Annotated in this window: 12 protein-coding genes; 8 read left to right on the forward strand and 4 right to left on the reverse strand. The window is 72.8% G+C overall.

Going from position 1 to position 15,970, the window contains the following annotated elements:
* The first annotated feature begins 231 nt into the window (after positions 1-231).
* The 6 genes from scy to OHS82_RS14620 all read left to right on the forward strand — a co-directional run bounded on the left by scy (position 232) and on the right by OHS82_RS14620 (position 9,403).
* On the forward strand, positions 232-4,113 hold the full coding sequence (scy, locus tag OHS82_RS14595) for a polarized growth protein Scy (protein WP_057583991.1): 3,882 nt from the start codon (positions 232-234) through the stop codon (positions 4,111-4,113).
* Between the two features lie 183 nt (positions 4,114-4,296).
* A complete protein-coding gene (locus tag OHS82_RS14600; protein ID WP_057583994.1) occupies positions 4,297-5,235 on the forward strand; it encodes a hypothetical protein in 939 nt (312 codons plus the stop codon).
* A gap of 85 nt (positions 5,236-5,320) precedes the next feature.
* Complete coding sequence (locus OHS82_RS14605) at positions 5,321-6,325, forward strand: ABC transporter ATP-binding protein (RefSeq protein ID WP_057583995.1); 1,005 nt, start codon at positions 5,321-5,323, stop codon at positions 6,323-6,325.
* Positions 6,326-6,327: 2 nt separating this feature from the next.
* A complete protein-coding gene (locus OHS82_RS14610) occupies positions 6,328-7,098 on the forward strand; it encodes an ABC transporter permease (RefSeq protein WP_057584000.1) in 771 nt (256 codons plus the stop codon).
* Between the two features lie 110 nt (positions 7,099-7,208).
* The gene (locus OHS82_RS14615) at positions 7,209-8,525 is read left to right on the forward strand and encodes an ABC transporter ATP-binding protein (RefSeq protein ID WP_328433981.1); all 1,317 of its coding nucleotides are present in this window, start codon (positions 7,209-7,211) and stop codon (positions 8,523-8,525) included.
* Complete coding sequence (locus OHS82_RS14620) at positions 8,522-9,403, forward strand: ABC transporter permease subunit (RefSeq protein ID WP_057584008.1); 882 nt, start codon at positions 8,522-8,524, stop codon at positions 9,401-9,403. The genes OHS82_RS14615 and OHS82_RS14620 overlap by 4 nt, the downstream gene beginning before the upstream one ends.
* 41 nt (positions 9,404-9,444) lie before the next feature.
* Here the strand turns inward: OHS82_RS14620 and OHS82_RS14625 are convergent, their stop codons facing one another.
* The gene (locus OHS82_RS14625) at positions 9,445-9,777 is read right to left on the reverse strand and encodes a hypothetical protein (protein ID WP_057584009.1); all 333 of its coding nucleotides are present in this window, start codon (positions 9,775-9,777) and stop codon (positions 9,445-9,447) included.
* Between the two features lie 222 nt (positions 9,778-9,999).
* On the opposite strand from OHS82_RS14625, the gene OHS82_RS14630 reads away from it, so the two are divergent.
* Complete coding sequence (locus OHS82_RS14630; protein WP_057584011.1) at positions 10,000-11,028, forward strand: LLM class flavin-dependent oxidoreductase; 1,029 nt, start codon at positions 10,000-10,002, stop codon at positions 11,026-11,028.
* 96 nt (positions 11,029-11,124) lie between these two features.
* On the opposite strand, the gene OHS82_RS14635 is transcribed toward OHS82_RS14630, so the two are convergent.
* Positions 11,125-11,517, reverse strand: coding sequence for an SCO5389 family protein (locus tag OHS82_RS14635; RefSeq protein WP_057584013.1), 393 nt, complete (start codon positions 11,515-11,517; stop codon positions 11,125-11,127).
* 313 nt (positions 11,518-11,830) lie between these two features.
* On the opposite strand from OHS82_RS14635, the gene nucS reads away from it, so the two are divergent.
* The gene (gene nucS / locus OHS82_RS14640) at positions 11,831-12,511 is read left to right on the forward strand and encodes an endonuclease NucS (RefSeq protein ID WP_057584014.1); all 681 of its coding nucleotides are present in this window, start codon (positions 11,831-11,833) and stop codon (positions 12,509-12,511) included.
* Positions 12,512-12,636: 125 nt separating this feature from the next.
* Here the strand turns inward: nucS and OHS82_RS14645 are convergent, their stop codons facing one another.
* Both OHS82_RS14645 and OHS82_RS14650 read right to left on the reverse strand, forming a co-directional pair.
* Positions 12,637-15,204 carry an ATP-binding protein gene (locus tag OHS82_RS14645; protein WP_057584015.1) on the reverse strand — a complete coding sequence of 856 codons (2,568 nt, stop codon included), beginning with the start codon at positions 15,202-15,204 and terminating at the stop codon, positions 12,637-12,639.
* Between the two features lie 259 nt (positions 15,205-15,463).
* Positions 15,464-15,787, reverse strand: coding sequence for an STAS domain-containing protein (locus OHS82_RS14650; protein WP_057584016.1), 324 nt, complete (start codon positions 15,785-15,787; stop codon positions 15,464-15,466).
* Between the last annotated feature and the right edge of the window lie 183 nt (positions 15,788-15,970).

The following is a 15,970-nucleotide window of genomic DNA, read 5'->3' on the forward strand; positions in this document are numbered from 1 at the left end:
CCCCCGTACATATGGGCCGGTAGGGTTGGGCTCGGTCGCCGCTCACACCGGGGCGACCCGGTCCTGCCGTCAGCGGCGGGACGCAGCCGGGGTCCGGGTTTCGGGGGACGAGCGTCGGGGCAGCAGCCCATGCTCCGTCGTTGATCTGACACCATTCCCCGGGGGCCCCGTCCGGCGGATGGACGGAGCTCGTTGGGGAAGCTTGCGACCAGGGACGGATGGGACCGCGCAGTGCGGGGCTATGAGAGCCAGGAGCGGGAGCCGGCGGCTGACGTCGACCACCTGACTCGGTTCGAAGCCGAGATGAAGCGGCTGAAGACCGAGCGGGAAAAGGCGATCCAGCATGCCGAGGACCTCGGCTACCAGGTCGAGGTGCTGCGCGCCAAGTTGCACGAGGCGCGGCGCACCATCATGTCCCGGCCCGCCTTCGACGGCGGCGACCTCGGGTACCAGGCCGAGCAGTTGCTGCGCAACGCGCAGATGCAGGCCGACCAGCTGCGGCAGGACGCCGAACGGGAGCTGAGCCAGGCCCGGGCGCAGACGCAGCGGATCCTCCAGGAGCACGCCGAGCAGGCGGCCCGCCTCCAGGCGGAGCTGCACCAGGAGGCCGTCAGCCGTCGCCAGCAGCTCGATCAGGAGCTGGCCGAGCGCCGGCAGAACGTCGAGTCGCACGTCAACGAGAACGTGGCGTGGGCCGAGCAGCTGCGCGCCCGCACCGAGGCGCAGGCCCGCCGGCTGCTCGACGAGTCGCGGGCCGAGGCCGAGCAGGCCCTGACCGCCGCCCGCGCCGAGGCCGAGCGGGTGGCGACGGAGGCCCGCCAGCGGCTCCAGGCCGACGCCGAGTCGGCCCGCGCCGAGGCCGAGCAACTGCTGCTGCGGGCCCGCACCGACGCCGAGCGGCTGCTGAACGCCGCGTCCACGCAGGCGCAGGAGGCCAGCGACCACGCGGAACAGCTGCGCACCTCCACCGTCACCGAGTCCGACGCCGCCCGCCGGCAGGCCGGCGAGCTCAGCCGCGCCGCCGAGCAGCGCATGTCCGAGGCCGAGGAGGCGCTGCGCAAGGCGCAGGCCGAGGCCGACAAGGTGCTCGCCGAGGCCAAGGAGACCGCGTCGAAGACGCTCTCGGGCGCCGAGTCGGCGAACGAGCAGCGCACCCGCACCGCGAAGGAACAGGTCGCCCGGCTGGTCAGCGAGGCCACCAAGGAGGCCGAGACCACCAAGGCGGACGCCGAGCAGCTCGTCGCCGACGCCCGCGCCGAGGCCGAGAAGATCGTCGCGGAGGCCTCCGAGAAGGCCCGCACGCTCACCGCCGAGGAGAGCGCCACCCAGCTGTCGAAGGCGGCGAAGACCGCCGAGGACGTCCTCATCAAGGCCCAGGAGGACGCCCAGCGCACCACCAGGGCCGCCGGCGAGGAGGCCGAGCGGATCCGCCGCGAGGCGGAGACCGAGGCGGACCGGCTGCGCGCCGAGGCGCACGACATCGCCGAGCAGCTCAAGGGCTCGGCGAAGGACGACACCAAGGAGTACCGCGCCAAGACGGTCGAGCTCCAGGAGGAGGCCCGCCGGCTGCGCGGCGAGGCCGAGCAGCTGCGCGCCGACGCGGTCGCCGAGGGCGAGAAGATCCGCGCGGAGGCCCGCAAGGAGGCCGTCCAGCAGATCGAGGAGGCGGCCAGGACCGCCGAGGAGCTGCTGTCCAAGGCGAAGGCCGACGCGGACGAGCTGCGGCAGAAGGCCACCGCGGACAGCGAGAAGGTGCGCACCGAGGCCATCGAGCGCGCCACCGCGCTGCGCCGGCAGGCCGCCGAGACCCTGGAGCGCACCCGAGCGGAGGCCGAGCGCTCCCGCGAGGAGGCGGTGGAGCTCGCCGAGACCATCACCTCGAACGCCGAGCAGGCCGCGCGCGAGCTGCGTGAGGAGACCGAGCGAGGCATAGAGGTCCGGCAGGCGGAGGCAGCCGAGGAGCTGACCCGGCTGCAGACGGAGACGGAGAGCCGGCTGGCCTCCGCCGAGCAGGCGCTCACCGACGCCCGCGAGGAGGCCGCGCGGATCCGCCGCGAGGCCGTCGAGGAGACCGAGCGGCTGCGCTCCGAGGCCGCCGAGCGGATCCGCAGCCTCCAGCAGCAGGCCGACGCGGAGGCGGACCGGCTGCGCAACGAGGCCGCCGCCGACGCGTCCGCCTCGCGCGCCGAGGGCGAGGCCGTCGCGGTGCGGCTGCGGTCCGACGCCGCCGCGGAGGCGGAGCGCCTCAAGACCGAGGCGCAGGACACCGCCGACCGGGTGCGCGCGGAGGCGCAGGCCGCGGCCGAGCGGCTGGCCGACGAGGCGTCCGAGACGCTGGCCGCCGCCCAGGAGGAGGCCGTCCGGCGTCGGCGCGAGGCCGAGGAGCTGCTCGGTTCCGCCCGCCAGGAGGCCGGCCAGGAGCGTGAGCGGGCCCGCGAGCAGAGCGAGGAACTGCTGGCCTCGGCGCGCAAGCGCGTGGAGGAGGCGCAGACCGAGGCCGTCCGGCTGGTCGAGGAGGCGGACCGGCGGGCCACCGAGATGGTGTCGGCGGCCGAGCAGCACGCGCAGCAGGTGCGGGATTCCGTGGCCGGACTGCACGAGCAGGCGCAGGACGAGATCACCGGGCTGCGCTCGGCCGCCGAGCACGCGGCGGACCGCGTCCGGCGCGAGGCCGAGGAGGAGGCGGACCGGGTCCGCGGCGACGCCTACGCCGAGCGGGAGCGGGCCGCGGAGGACGCGGGCCGGGTCCGGCGGGAGGCGAGCGAGGCGGCGCAGGCGGCGCAGGCGCTGGCCGAGCAGACCGTCGGCGAGGCGATCGCGGAGGCGGAGCGGCTGCGCTCGGAGGCGTCCGCGCACGCCCAGCGGGTGCGCACCGAGTCGTCGGACACCATCGCCCAGGCCGAGCAGGACGCGTCGCGCACCCGCGCCGACGCCCGCGAGGACGCCAACCGCATCCGCTCGGACGCGGCGACGCAGGCCGACACCCTCATCACCGAGGCACGAAGCGAGGCGGAGCGGCTCCAGACGGAGACCATCGCCGAGGCCGAGCGGCTGCAGTCGGAGACGATCGCGGAGGCCGAGCGGCTGCGTGCCGAGTCGGTCGCCAAGGCGGAGAAGCTGATCTCGGACGCGTCGGGGGACGCGGAGCGGCTGCGCGCCGAGGCCGCCGAGACCGTGGGGTCCGCGCAGCAGCACGCCGAGCGGGTCCGGGCCGAGGCGGAGCGCGTCCGGACGGAGGCGGCCGCGGAGGCCGACCGTCTGATGAGCGTGGCCCGCGAGGAGGCCGACTCGACGCTGGACGAGGCCCGCAAGGAGGCCAACAAGCGGCGCTCCGAGGCGGCCGAGCAGGTCGACACCCTCATCACGGAGACCGCGGCCGAGGCGGACAAGCTGCTCTCCGAGGCGCAGACCCAGGCGCAGAAGACCACCGCGGACGCGGAGGCGCAGGCCGACTCGATGGTCGGCGCGGCCCGCAGCGAGGCCGACCGGCTGGTCTCCGAGGCGACGGTGGAGGGCAACTCCCGGGTGGAGAGGGCCCGTACGGACGCGGACGAGCTGCTCATCGGCGCCCGGCGTGACGCGACGGCCATAAGGGAGCGGGCCGAGGAGCTGCGCGACCGCATCACGAGCGAGATCGAGTCGCTGCACGAGCGGGCCCGCCGTGAGGCCGCCGAGACGATGAAGTCGACCGGCGACCGCTGCGACGCGCTCATCAAGGCGTCCGAGGAGCAGCTCGCGAAGGCGCAGGCCAAGGCGCGGGAGCTGGTGTCGGACGCCAACTCCGAGGCCGGCAAGGTGCGTATCGCCGCCGTGAAGAAGGCGGAGGGGCTCCTCAAGGAGGCCGAGCAGAAGAAGTCGGCGCTGGTGCGGGAGGCCGAGGAGCTCAAGGCCGAGGCGATCCGCGAGGCGCGGCGCACGGTCGAGGAGGGCAAGCGGGAGCTGGAGGTCCTGGTGCGCCGGCGCGAGGACATCAACGCGGAGATCTCCCGGGTCCAGGACGTGCTGGAGGCGCTGGAGTCCTTCGAGGCGCCGGCCGGGAGCAAGGACGGGGGCGTCAAGGCGGGCGCCGCCATCGGAGCGCCCCGATCGGGTGGGAAGCCCTCGGACGGCTAGCGGAATGTGTGGATTGGGTTAAAGTCTGAGGCCTTTGACCGGACCTTTGGCAAGGGCTGTGCCGCTCAGCCACCCAAAAGGGGTGTCATTCTCCAGATCAAACACGCATACGCTCGATGACACACCGCTCCGGCCCCTAGGATTCCACCTATCACCTCACCGGTCTCATTCGACAGGAACCCCATGAGCGACACTTCCCCCTACGGCTTCGAGCTTGTGCGGCGTGGGTACGACCGCGCTCAGGTGGACGAACGCATCTCGAAGCTCGTCTCCGACCGTGACAGCGCTCTGGCTCGTATCACTGCTCTGGAAAAGCGCATCGAGGAGCTCCACCTCGAGACGCAGAACGCCCAGGCCCAGGTAAGCGACGCGGAGCCGTCGTACGCCGGTCTCGGCGCGCGTGTCGAGAAGATCCTCCGCCTCGCCGAGGAAGAGGCCAAGGACCTGCGCGAGGAGGCCCGTCGCGCGGCCGAGCAGCACCGGGAGCTCGCCGAGTCGGCCGCCCAGCAGGTGCGCAACGACGCAGAATCGTTCGCTGCGGAGCGCAAGGCCAAGGCGGAGGACGAGGGCGTCCGGATCGTCGAGAAGGCCAAGAGCGACGCGTCGCAGCTGCGTTCCGAGGCGCAGAAGGACGCGCAGTCGAAGCGTGAGGAGGCGGACGCCCTCTTCGAGGAGACCCGTGCGAAGGCCGCGCAGGCCGCCGCCGACTTCGAGACCAACCTCGCCAAGCGCCGCGAGCAGTCGGAGCGCGACCTGGCGTCCCGTCAGCAGAAGGCGGAGAAGCGTCTCGCGGAGATCGAGCACCGCGCGGAGCAGCTGCGTCTGGAGGCGGAGAAGCTGCGCACCGACGCCGAGCGTCGTGCCCGTCAGACCGTCGAGACGGCGCAGCGCCAGGCCGAGGACATCGTGGCCGACGCGAACGCCAAGGCGGACCGGATCCGTTCCGAGTCCGAGCGCGAGCTGGCGGCGCTCACCAACCGCCGCGACAGCATCAACGCCCAGCTGACGAACGTCCGCGAGATGCTCGCCACGCTGACCGGCGCCGCGGTGGCCGCGGCCGGTGCGCCGTCCACGGACGACGAGCCGATCTCGCGCGGGGTCCCGGCGCAGCAGTCCCGGTAACGTCCGGGGGTACGGGGAACGGAGAGCTGTCGAGCCCTCTGCCACTCCGGTGGCAGGGGGCTTTGCCGCGCTTTAGCGTGGCCGCATGATCGAGCTGTCGGGACTGACCAAGCGGTACGGCGACACGGTGGCGGTGAACAACCTCAGCTTCACCGTCAGACCGGGCATCGTCACGGGCTTCCTCGGTCCGAACGGCGCCGGGAAGTCCACCACCATGCGGATGATGCTCGGTCTCGACCGGCCGACCGCGGGGGACGTCCTCATCGACGGGCAGCACTACGACCGGCTCAGGGATCCCCTCACCTACATCGGCGCCCTGCTCGACGCCAAGGCCATGCACGGCGGGCGCAGCGCCTTCAACCATCTGCTGTGTCTCGCGCAGAGCAACGGCATCCCGCGGAGCCGGGTGCACGAGGTGCTGGACACCGTCGGGCTCACCTCCGTGGCGCGGAAGAAGGCCAAGGGGTTCTCGCTGGGCATGGGGCAGCGGCTGGGCATCGCCGGCGCGCTCCTCGGGGATCCCCGGATCCTGATGTTCGACGAGCCGGTCAACGGCCTCGACCCCGAGGGCATCCACTGGATCCGCACCCTGATGAAATCGCTGGCCTCGCAGGGGCGGACGGTGTTCGTCTCCTCCCATCTGATGAGCGAGATGGCGCTCACCGCGGATCATCTCGTCGTCATCGGGCAGGGCCGGCTGCTCGCCGACACCTCCATGGCCGACTTCATCGCGCAGAACTCGCGCAGTTACGTCCGTATCCGCACCCCGCAGCGGGAGCGGCTGCTCGATGTGCTGCACGGCGCCGGGACGGTGGTCGTCGAGACCGGCAGCGGGGTGCTGGAGGTCGACGACGGCAAGCCCGAGCACATCGGCGAGCTGGCCGCGCAGCACCAGATCGTGCTGCACGAGCTGAGCCCCCAGCGGGCCTCCCTGGAGGAGGCGTTCATGCAGCTCACCGCGGAGTCGGTGCAGTACCACGCGCACCCGGACGTGCCGATGGACACGATGGACATGCCCCTGGACGTGCCGGCGGGCATGCCCGACGTACAGCCCCGGCAGCAGTGGGGCGACGACTGGACGAGGAGCTGACGATGGCGGCGACCCAGGTCATCCGGTCCGAATGGACCAAGATCCGGTCGGTTGCGTCCACGGTGTGGACACTCTCCCTCGCGGTGGTGGTCACCGTCGCCCTCGGCGTGCTGATCTCGGCGCTGTCGAACCACGAGTTCGACAACATGGGCCGAGGCGACCGGCTCTCCTTCGACCCCACCTTCGTCAGCTTCGCCGGGATGACCCTGGGTCAGCTCGCGATGATCGTGTTCGGGGTGCTGGTGGTGTCGAACGAGTACAGCACCGGCATGATCCGCACCTCGCTGGCCGCCGTGCCGCAGCGCGGCACCTTCCTGTTCAGCAAGATCGCGGTGGCCACCGGGCTCTCGCTGGCCGTGGGGCTCGTGACCAGCTTCGTCACGTTCTTCCTGGGACAGGCCATGCTCGGCTCGCACCGGGCGTCGATCGAGGACAGCGGCGTCCTGCGGGCGGTGATCGGCGGCGGTCTGTACATGACGCTCATCGCCGTCTTCTCGATGGGCATGGCCACGATGCTGCGCTCGCCGATGCTGTCGCTCGGCATCCTGATGCCGTTCTTCTTCCTGATCTCCAACATCCTCGGCAACGTCTCCGCCACGAAGAAGATCGGCCGGTATCTGCCCGACCAGGCGGGCAGCAGGGTGATGCAGGTGGTCACGCGGATCGACGACGACACCCCGTACGGGCCCTGGGGCGGGTTCGCGATCATGGCGCTGTGGACGGCGGCGGCCCTCGCCGGCGGCTACCTCCTGCTGAAGCAACGCGACGCGTAACGCTTTGGGCTTTGCTTTCACTTGAGCGGAACCGTCAGCGCCCCGATAGTCTCCTAACCCTTACGGGGGCGTGTGCCCTGCTGTCCTGAACCTTTCGATGGGTGCGGAGCATGATCGAAGCAGTCGGCCTGACCAAGCGCTACGGCGACAAGACCGCTGTGTACAACCTTTCCTTCCAGGTGCGCCCCGGGGCCGTCACGGGCTTCCTCGGGCCCAACGGCTCCGGCAAGTCCACGACCATGCGGATGATCCTGGGCCTGGACAACCCGACCGCCGGGTCCGTGACCATCGGCGGCTACCCGTACCGCCGGCTGCCCAACGCCGCCCGCCAGGTGGGCGCCCTGCTGGACGCCAAGGCGGTGCACGGCGGCCGGCACGCCCGCAACCACCTGCTGAGCCTGGCCCAGCTGTCCGGCATCCCGGCCCGGCGGGTCGACGAGGTGCTCGGCGTGGTCGGCCTCCAGGACGTGGCCCGCAAGCGCTCAAAGGGCTTCTCCCTGGGCATGGGCCAGCGGCTCGGCATCGCGGCCGCCCTGCTGGGCGACCCCCAGGTGCTGCTCTTCGACGAGCCGGTCAACGGCCTCGACCCCGAGGGCATCCTCTGGGTGCGCAACCTGATGAAGGCCCTGGCCGCCGAGGGCCGCACGGTGTTCGTCTCGTCCCATCTGATGAGCGAGATGGCGCTGACGGCCGACCACCTGATCGTCATCGGGCGCGGCCAGCTGCTCGCCGACATGAGCGTGAAGGACTTCATCTCGGCCAACTCGGCCGACTTCGCGCGCGTGCGCACCCCGCACACCGACCCGCAGCTGCGCGAGAAGCTGGCCTCGGCGCTCACCGAGGCGGGCGGCCACGTCCTGCCCGAGCAGGACGGCGCACTGCGGGTGACGGGACTGCCGTTGCCCAGGATCAGCGACATCGCCCACGACAGCGACGTCCGTCTGTGGGAGCTGTCGCCGCACCAGGCCTCCCTGGAGGAGGCGTACATGCGGATGACGCAGGGCGCCGTGGACTACCGGTCGACCATCGACCAGAAGGCCGGCCTCCAGCAGCAGCTGCCGCCCGGCGCGCAGCCGCCGATGCCGGTCCCGGGCCAGGGCCAGCCGGGCTGGTACGCCCCGCCGCCCCCGCAGCAGGGCTACGCGCCCGCACAGCCGGCTCAGGCGCCCCCGGCGGCCCCCTACGGGGCGTACGGCGCCCCGGGAACGCCCGGCACGGCTCCGGGCCCGAACATCGCCAACCCGTATGCGCAGCCGCCCACGCAGGCCCCGGGCGCGCAGCCCGCGCCCGCGGCGCCGTCCGCGCCGGCTCCCTCGCTGGACAAGGCGCCCGCCGCCCCGGCCGCGGCACCGGCGCCCGAAGCCGCGCCGGCGCCCGCGCCCGTCTCCGCCCCCGACGCCCCGACCGAGTCCGAGGACGCCCGATGAGCACCCCGCAGCACCCGTCTCCGCAGGCCGCACCCGCCTGGCAGACGGCGCCCGGCGCCTCGTACACCGCGGCCGGCCCCGTCTACACCTCGCCGATCCCGGTCGTGCGCACGCACCTCGGGAACGCCATCGCCTCGGAGTGGACCAAGATCCGGTCCGTGCGTTCCACGATGTGGACGCTCGGCGTGTACGTGCTGCTGATCGTCGGCATCGGGCTGCTGGCCGGCGCGATCGTCGCCGCGAACGCCACCGAGCAGGACCTCTCGGGCAGCACCGCGCTGTCGTTCGGCTTCTTCGGACTGCTCCTGGGCAGCATGTGCGTCATCACGCTCGGCGTGCTGACCACCGCCTCCGAGTACGGCACCGGCATGATCCGCACGACCATGGTGGCCTGCCCCTCACGCGGCCGGGTCCTCGCGGCGAAGGCGATCGTGTTCTTCGTCGTCGCCTTCACGGTGACGCTCGTGTCCACGGGCCTCGTGGCGATGGCGCACGTGGCGATGCTCTCCGACGCCCGCTCGCCGAGCGGCGAGGAGTGGCTCAAGGCCACCGTGGGCGTGTCCCTCTACATGGCCCTGCTCGGGCTCGTCTCGCTGGCCGTCGGCTCGATCATCCGGCACTCGGCGGGAGCCATCACCATCATGATCGGTCTGCTGCTGGCCCCGCTGGTCATCGCGATCTTCATGTTCTCGGCCTCGCTGGAGAGCCTGCGCCAGGCCCTCTTCGAGTACTCGATCCCCAGCCAGCTCGGCGTCTTCTACGCGACCTCGCTCAGCGAGAGCGGCCCGACCGGCTGGGACCCGCTGTGGATCGCGCTGGGCATGACCACCGTCGTGCTCGGCGCCGCCTTCGCGCTGCTGGAGCAGCGGGACGTGTAGGTCGACGCCCCGCCGCGCCGAGAACCGAGAAGGGACCGGGTTCAGAACCTGGGTGCGTTACGGGACCGCTGCATCCCCGGGGTGCGGCGGTCCCGTGCGTTCCAGCACGCCTTGTGCCAGTGCCGCCGGTCGTCGACGCCCGCGTGCTCCGGCCAGGCCACCACGTGCGGGACGCCGCCGGGGATCAACTGGTCGCAGCCGGGGCACCGGTACGTCTTGCCCTGGGCGCTCGCCCCGGCCACGTGCCGTACGCTCCACTGTTCGCCGTGCCAGTCCTGCGCCGACTCCCAGCCGCCGTAGCGGCTCGTGCGGTCGTCCTCGGCGCTCCGGCCCGACGAGCCCTCATCCTTGGGTCGGTTGCGACGCGGCGACACAGGACACCTCACGGGGCTATACAGGGGGCAGGGCCGTTCTCCAGCGTACGCGGCGCGAGCCCGGGCACCCGTGGGGCGGCGGACCCCGCAGGTCCCCTTCCCGGACGTCGCATTCGGCAGACAATCCGCAAATCTCTCCGCCAGGCCGTGTCCTCGGCACGTGTCGGACGGTTATGCCGGGTGGGGGAGCTCCGTGTCGGAGCCAAGGAAGCAGGAAAGTCCATGCGCGTTGGAAGTTTTGTACTGGGGGCCCAGTTCCCGGGCCAGGGGCAGGGCGAGGCGCTGCACCGCGCGGTCCGCTCGGCCGAGGTCGCCGAGGAGGCGGGGCTCGACTCGGTCTGGCTGGCCGAGCACCACTTCGTGCCGTACGGCACCTGCCCGTCGGCGATCACGCTCGCCGCTCTGCTGCTGGGCCGCACTCGCCGCATCAGGGTGGGCACGGCGGTCAGCGTACTGCCCACCGTCCATCCCGTGGCGCTCGGCGAACAGGCCGCGCTGCTGCATCTGACCAGCGGCGGCCGCTTCTCGCTGGGTGTGGGCCGCGGCGGGCCGTGGGTCGACCTCGAGGTGTTCGGCTCCGGCCTGGAGGCGTACGAGAAGGGGTTCCCGGAATCACTCGATCTGCTGGTGCGCTGGCTGCGTGAACCCTCGGTGGGAGCCGACGGCGAGCGCTTCCGCTTCCGCGAAGTCCCCGTCGTGCCCAGGCCGTCGGAGGCCCTGACGGAGGCTGCGGGTCCGGAGGTCGTCGTCGCCTGCACCTCTCCGGCGAGCGTGCGGCTGGCCGCCGAACGCGGCCTGCCGATGCTGCTCGGCATGCACGTCGGGGACGAGGAGAAGGCCGAGATGGTCGCCCAGTGGCGGCGGTTCGCCCGCGCGGCGGGGCGGACCGAGGGCGAGATCCGCGGCGCGGCACATGTCTCGGCGGGCGTCTGCCAGATCGCGGACCGGCGCACGGACGCCGTGGAGACCCTGGTCAAAACCATGCCGGGCTGGCTGAAGCAGGGACTCGACGCCCATGTCACGGTGGACGGCCGGCCCCGCTCCATGCGGGACCCGGTGGCATACACCGAACTGCTCTGCGGACTGCACCCGGTGGGCACCCCGCGGCTCTGCGCCGACCGCCTCGCGGCCACCAGCGAGCGGACGGGCATCTCGCGCTTCGCCCTGCTCGTGGAGGGCTCGGGCGACCTGGCGGCCACCGAGGAGAACGTACGGCGGCTGGGCTCGGAGGTGCTCCCCCACCTCCGGTGAGCGGCCCAGCCGGCCGCTGAGCCTGCCGCTCCCGTGATGCTCCCGTGGAGACGGAAGCCTCCCGCGTCAGGAGCGGCAAGCGACATCGTCATGCCGTCAGCAGTCCCGGAATTCCGGGGACTGGTTGAGCACCTGGCTGCGGACCGAGGTGAAGCGGTTCAGCTTCTCGTCGACAGCCGAGTCCAACGGGAACACCGCCACCCGGTGGCAGTTCTGGAAGGCGAGCCGCACACCGAAGTGCCGCTGCAGCGCGCCGCGTATGGCGTCACTCGCGAGCGCGCGCAGCAGCTGCCCGCGTGCCTGCTCGTCCGGCGGGGGCGTCTGGTTGTCGGCGAAGTCTCCGCCGTCCACCTTCAGCTGGGCCACCAGGGAGCTGACCATCTCCCATGCGTAGGGCAGGGAGGTCCGGACGCAGTCGACGAATTCTGCTTCGTCGACCTCGCCTCGCTCGGCCTGATCGAGTAGGGCCGGTGAGACGTCGAGCGACATGGGTACTCCTCTCGCACCCCCGAGAACGACGAGGGTTGACGGACAGGGAAAGGGAGTCCGCCATGCCGAAATACCGCACACGCTGAGTACACGCATCGCGACCTCCCGTTCACTACGGTAGGCAACGGACGGTGACCGCACCAGGAGAATGAGCACATAGGGAACCCCTGTTGGGCACACAATCGGCCACCGTCGAACAGAGGTTTTCCTGATCAAAAGGGGCGAGGCCCAAGGGTCGCCCGTTGCGTGAGGGGCCGGGATACGGGGCGGGCGGATCGCGGGCACCACGGGGCGTCGGATAGCGTTGCCGACCATGCGTCTCGTCATCGCCCGGTGCTCCGTCGACTACGCCGGCCGGCTCACCGCCCACCTCCCCTCCGCCCCCCGTCTGATCCTGGTGAAGGCGGACGGCAGCGTCTCCATCCACGCGGACGACCGGGCCTACAAGCCCCTCAACTGGATGTCGCCGCCCTGCACGCTGAAGGAGGAGGCGGGGGACTCCGACGGCGTGCCGGGCGTCTGGACCGTCGTCAACAAGGGCGGTGAGAAGCTCATCATCACGATGGAGGAGGTCCTCCACGACTCGTCGCACGAACTGGGCGTCGATCCCGGCCTGATCAAGGACGGCGTGGAAGCACACCTGCAGGAACTGCTCGCGGACCGCATCGAGATCCTCGGCGAGGGCTACACCCTCATCCGCCGCGAGTACATGACGGCCATCGGCCCGGTCGACATCCTGTGCCGGGACGCCGAAGGGCAGACCGTCGCGGTGGAGATCAAGCGGCGCGGCGAGATCGACGGGGTCGAGCAACTCACCCGCTACCTCGAGCTGTTGAACCGCGACCCGCATCTCGCCCCGGTCCGCGGCGTCTTCGCCGCCCAGGAGATCAAGCCGCAGGCCCGCGTCCTCGCCACGGACCGCGGCATCGGCTGCACGGTCCTCGACTACAACGCCATGCGCGGCATCGAGGACGACAAGCTGCGGCTGTTCTGACGTCCACCACGACGTCCACCACGCCGTCCGCGCGGCGTCTTTGTACGGCGTCCGCACGACGACAGGGCCGGGTTCCCGAAGGGGAATCCGGCCCTGTCGTGTGCCCGGGGCCGTGCCCCTTCGGCTCAGATCACCTCGTCCGGCGAGGTCGCCGCCGAGCCGGAGGGACCGGAGAGCCCGGAGGAGCTCATCGTGCCGCCGACGGGCGCGGAGGACATGGAGTTGCCGCCCGACGCCGACGTGTCGCCGCTGGGGGACGGGCCGGTCGTGTCCGAAGCGGACGGCGACGGCGACTGCGAGCCGCTCCCGCCGGTGGAGGACGCGGAGGCCGAGGGCGAAGGCGACCCGGACCGGCTCGGGCTGGACGACGGCCGACCGCTCGGCCTCGGCGTACCGGAGGGCTTCCCGTCCCCCGGATCCCGCGAACCGCTCGCCGACGCCGACGGTTGTGCCGTCCCCGTGGGCGTCGGGTCGTCCGAGGTGCCCATGGTCCCGTCCGGGCCCGGGTCGGTCGGCTTGCTGGTCGCCTCGCCCGTGTCGGTGGAGCCGTCGCCGCCCGGGGTGTCCGCGCCGACCTCGCCGTCGTCGACGCCGACGGAGGCGGACGGGTTGACGCCGACCCGGTCGGAGGGGTTGTCGGCGTCCTTGTGGGAGGTCGCCCCGAGCGTGACCACCGTGCCGAGGACGGCGACGAGCAGCGCGCCGGCGCCGACCCCGACCAGGTTGCGCCTGGCCAGGCTCCGCAGGCCGCCGCGGCTGTGACGGATCGGCTTGGCGGGCGGTTCGCGGCGGGCGACGAGGGTCTCGGCCTCCGGCGGGAAGGTCGGGAGCGCCGCCTGGATGCCGCGCGGCGGCGACGGCTGCTCCTCGTGGCGGACGGTGCCGGGCGCCTCGTCGCCGAACGTCGCGGCGGGCAGGCCGGGCACGTCGCCGGAGCGGTCGGCGACCAGCGCCAGCGCACGGCGGCCGGCGACGGTGCCGCGCTTGTCGGCGATCGTGCCGCGCAGGGCGAGCGACGCCTCCAGCTCGGAACGGGCCCGGTCCAGGTCCCCGGTGCACAGCGCGAGGACGCCGAGCTCGTGGTGGAAGTAGGCGCGGTCCGCGGACTGCGCCGCGAGCCGGGCGGCCTCCGCGCCTTCGTGCAGAGCACTCGACCAGACGCTCCACTGCAGCCCTGCGGCGAACGCGGGCGCCGCCGTGCGGGCGAGCCGGACGGCGGTGGCCTCCTCGCCCTCCTCGGGCCGGGTCGTGTCCGGGACGACGGCTGCGAGGGCGGCGAGGACGGCGTCGGCCTCCGCGCAGACCCGGTCCGGGGTGACCGAGGGGTGCCCGGTCCACCAGGCGTAGTGCTGGGCGGCGGCGTGGGCGCGGGTCTCGACGTCGTCGGCGTATCCGGCGGCCTCGAGCTGGGCCTGGACTCCGGCTGCGAGGCGGTAGCGGTTGCCGACCGGGGAGACGAGCCCGCAGCCCATCAGCTCGCCGAGGGCCGCGTCGGCGTGGGTGTCGCCCACCAGGGCGGGCAGATGGGCCTGGTGCGGGACCTCGCCGCCGAGGGCGACGGCGAACCGCAGGGCCGCGCGGGCGGAGGCGCTGAGGCGGGCGGCGAGCAGCGGGGCTGGGGCGGCGGCCTCGCCGAGGGAGGGCAGGGATATCTCCTCGGCCTCCCCGGCGCCGGCGACGGCGTCGACGGGGCCGGGGAGCGGCCGGGCGTCCTCGAAGACGCCGAACGCGTCGACCGCGTCGGCGCTGGCCCGCAGCCGGTCGCGTTGCGCGAGCAGGGCGCCGGCCTGCACGAACCGCAGCGGCAGGCCCTCGGACTCGAACCAGAGGTCGCCGGCCCAGTTGCCCTCCTCCTCGGTGAGGACGCGGCCGACGGCGCGCTCGATGACCTCGACGCCGCCCGCGCGGTCGAGACCGGTGAGGACGACCTCCTCGACGGCGGAGTCCGCGGTGGGCAGCGGGGTGTCCGGCGTCGCGCCGAGCAGGAAGGCGCACTCGGGCGTCGCGTCCAGCAGGTCGTCGAGGGCGGCGCCGCCGAGCTCGAGGTCGTCGACCACCACGACGGCGCCGACCTCGCGGACCAGGTCGCGCAGCTCGTCCTCGTCGGGGCGGTGCTGCGGGGCGTCGAAGACGGCGTGGAAGAGATCGTGCAGCAGGTCGGCAGCGGTGCGCAGCCGGCCGCTGAGGCGGACGACGCCGTCGGGGGCGAGGTCCTCGCAGTCCTCGGCGACCAGGTCGAGGAGGCTGGTGCGGCCGGAGCCGGGGGCGCCGGTGAGACGGACGGAGCGACCGCGGGCGAGGAGCCGGACCAGCTGTTCGCGTTCGTCCTGGCGGCCCAGGAGCGGCCGTACGGGCGGGGCGTTGCCGGCGGGCGCGGCCGGGCGGGCGGCGCGCTCGGCCTCGGCGCGCCGCTCGGGCGTGCGCCTGGCGGGCCGCTCGGCCCGCTCTCCCCCGGGCGGGCACAGCTCGATCTCGCTGCCGTCGACGGGGTTGACGGTGAGCAGATGGTCGCCGGCGACCAGCCGCACCGTGCGGGCCAGGGCCGGGGCGGGCTGACCGAAGTCGGGCGTGAGGGGGTCCCGGGACGGGCGCGGGCGCGAGGTCTGGCCGGGCCCGGAGTCGAAGGCGCTCGACCGGGAGGCGTCTCCCTCGTCGTGGCCGTGCTCCTCGGGTCCCGGGGTGTTCGGGTCCATGGGTCAAGCCCCCCAAAAGCGTCGTGTGGCGGTAGCCCCTCCCGGCCTTGCCGCACACTGGGCTGTCGCTTATGGTCCGGTGCCCGCTCGAGGGCTGCGGGCGGCGGGCAGTCGAACCGTAAACCTTCGCACAGTATCTACGACAGCCCGGGGTGCCGGGCCGCCCGAAGCGTCACGGTCTCGTGAGGATTGCACCCGGCCGCAAGCACCCGTCGCGCCCGTCCCACGCTTCCCGCCGCAGGCCACACCCCCTTGCGCGTCACACGCGGGGCAGGGACTCCACTCCGATGCCGCCCTCGATCGCGAGGATCCGGTGCAGCCGGGTGGCCACCAGCAGGCGTTGCATCTGCGGCGGCACGCCGCGCAGCACCAGCCGCCGGCCGCAGCGGCCGGCCCGTCGGTGCACGCCCATGATGACGCCGAGTCCGGTGGCGTCCCACGAGTCGAGTCCGGACAGGTCGAGCACCAGGTCGCCGACTCCGTCGTCGACTGCCGTGTGCAGGGCCGTACGGGCGTCCGCCGCGCTGCGGACGTCGAGGCGGCCCCCGACGACCAGCTCGACGTGGTCGCCCTTGATGTGCATAGCGCTCCCCTAAGCGTGCGTCTCGTGCTCCGCGGTGTGGTGTCCGGTGTTGCATGCTCTGACTGCGAGAAGCGGTCAGAGGTTGCCGTCTGTGAGCGAACCGATACCCAATTCACCCGCAAGGGTGAGGCTTCTGGGACCTGTGCGGTTCTGGTGCCTGTAGAGCCCTGCCCGCTCACGCGC

The sequence above is a fragment of the Streptomyces sp. NBC_00425 genome, from assembly GCF_036030735.1.
Lineage (GTDB): Bacteria > Actinomycetota > Actinomycetes > Streptomycetales > Streptomycetaceae > Streptomyces.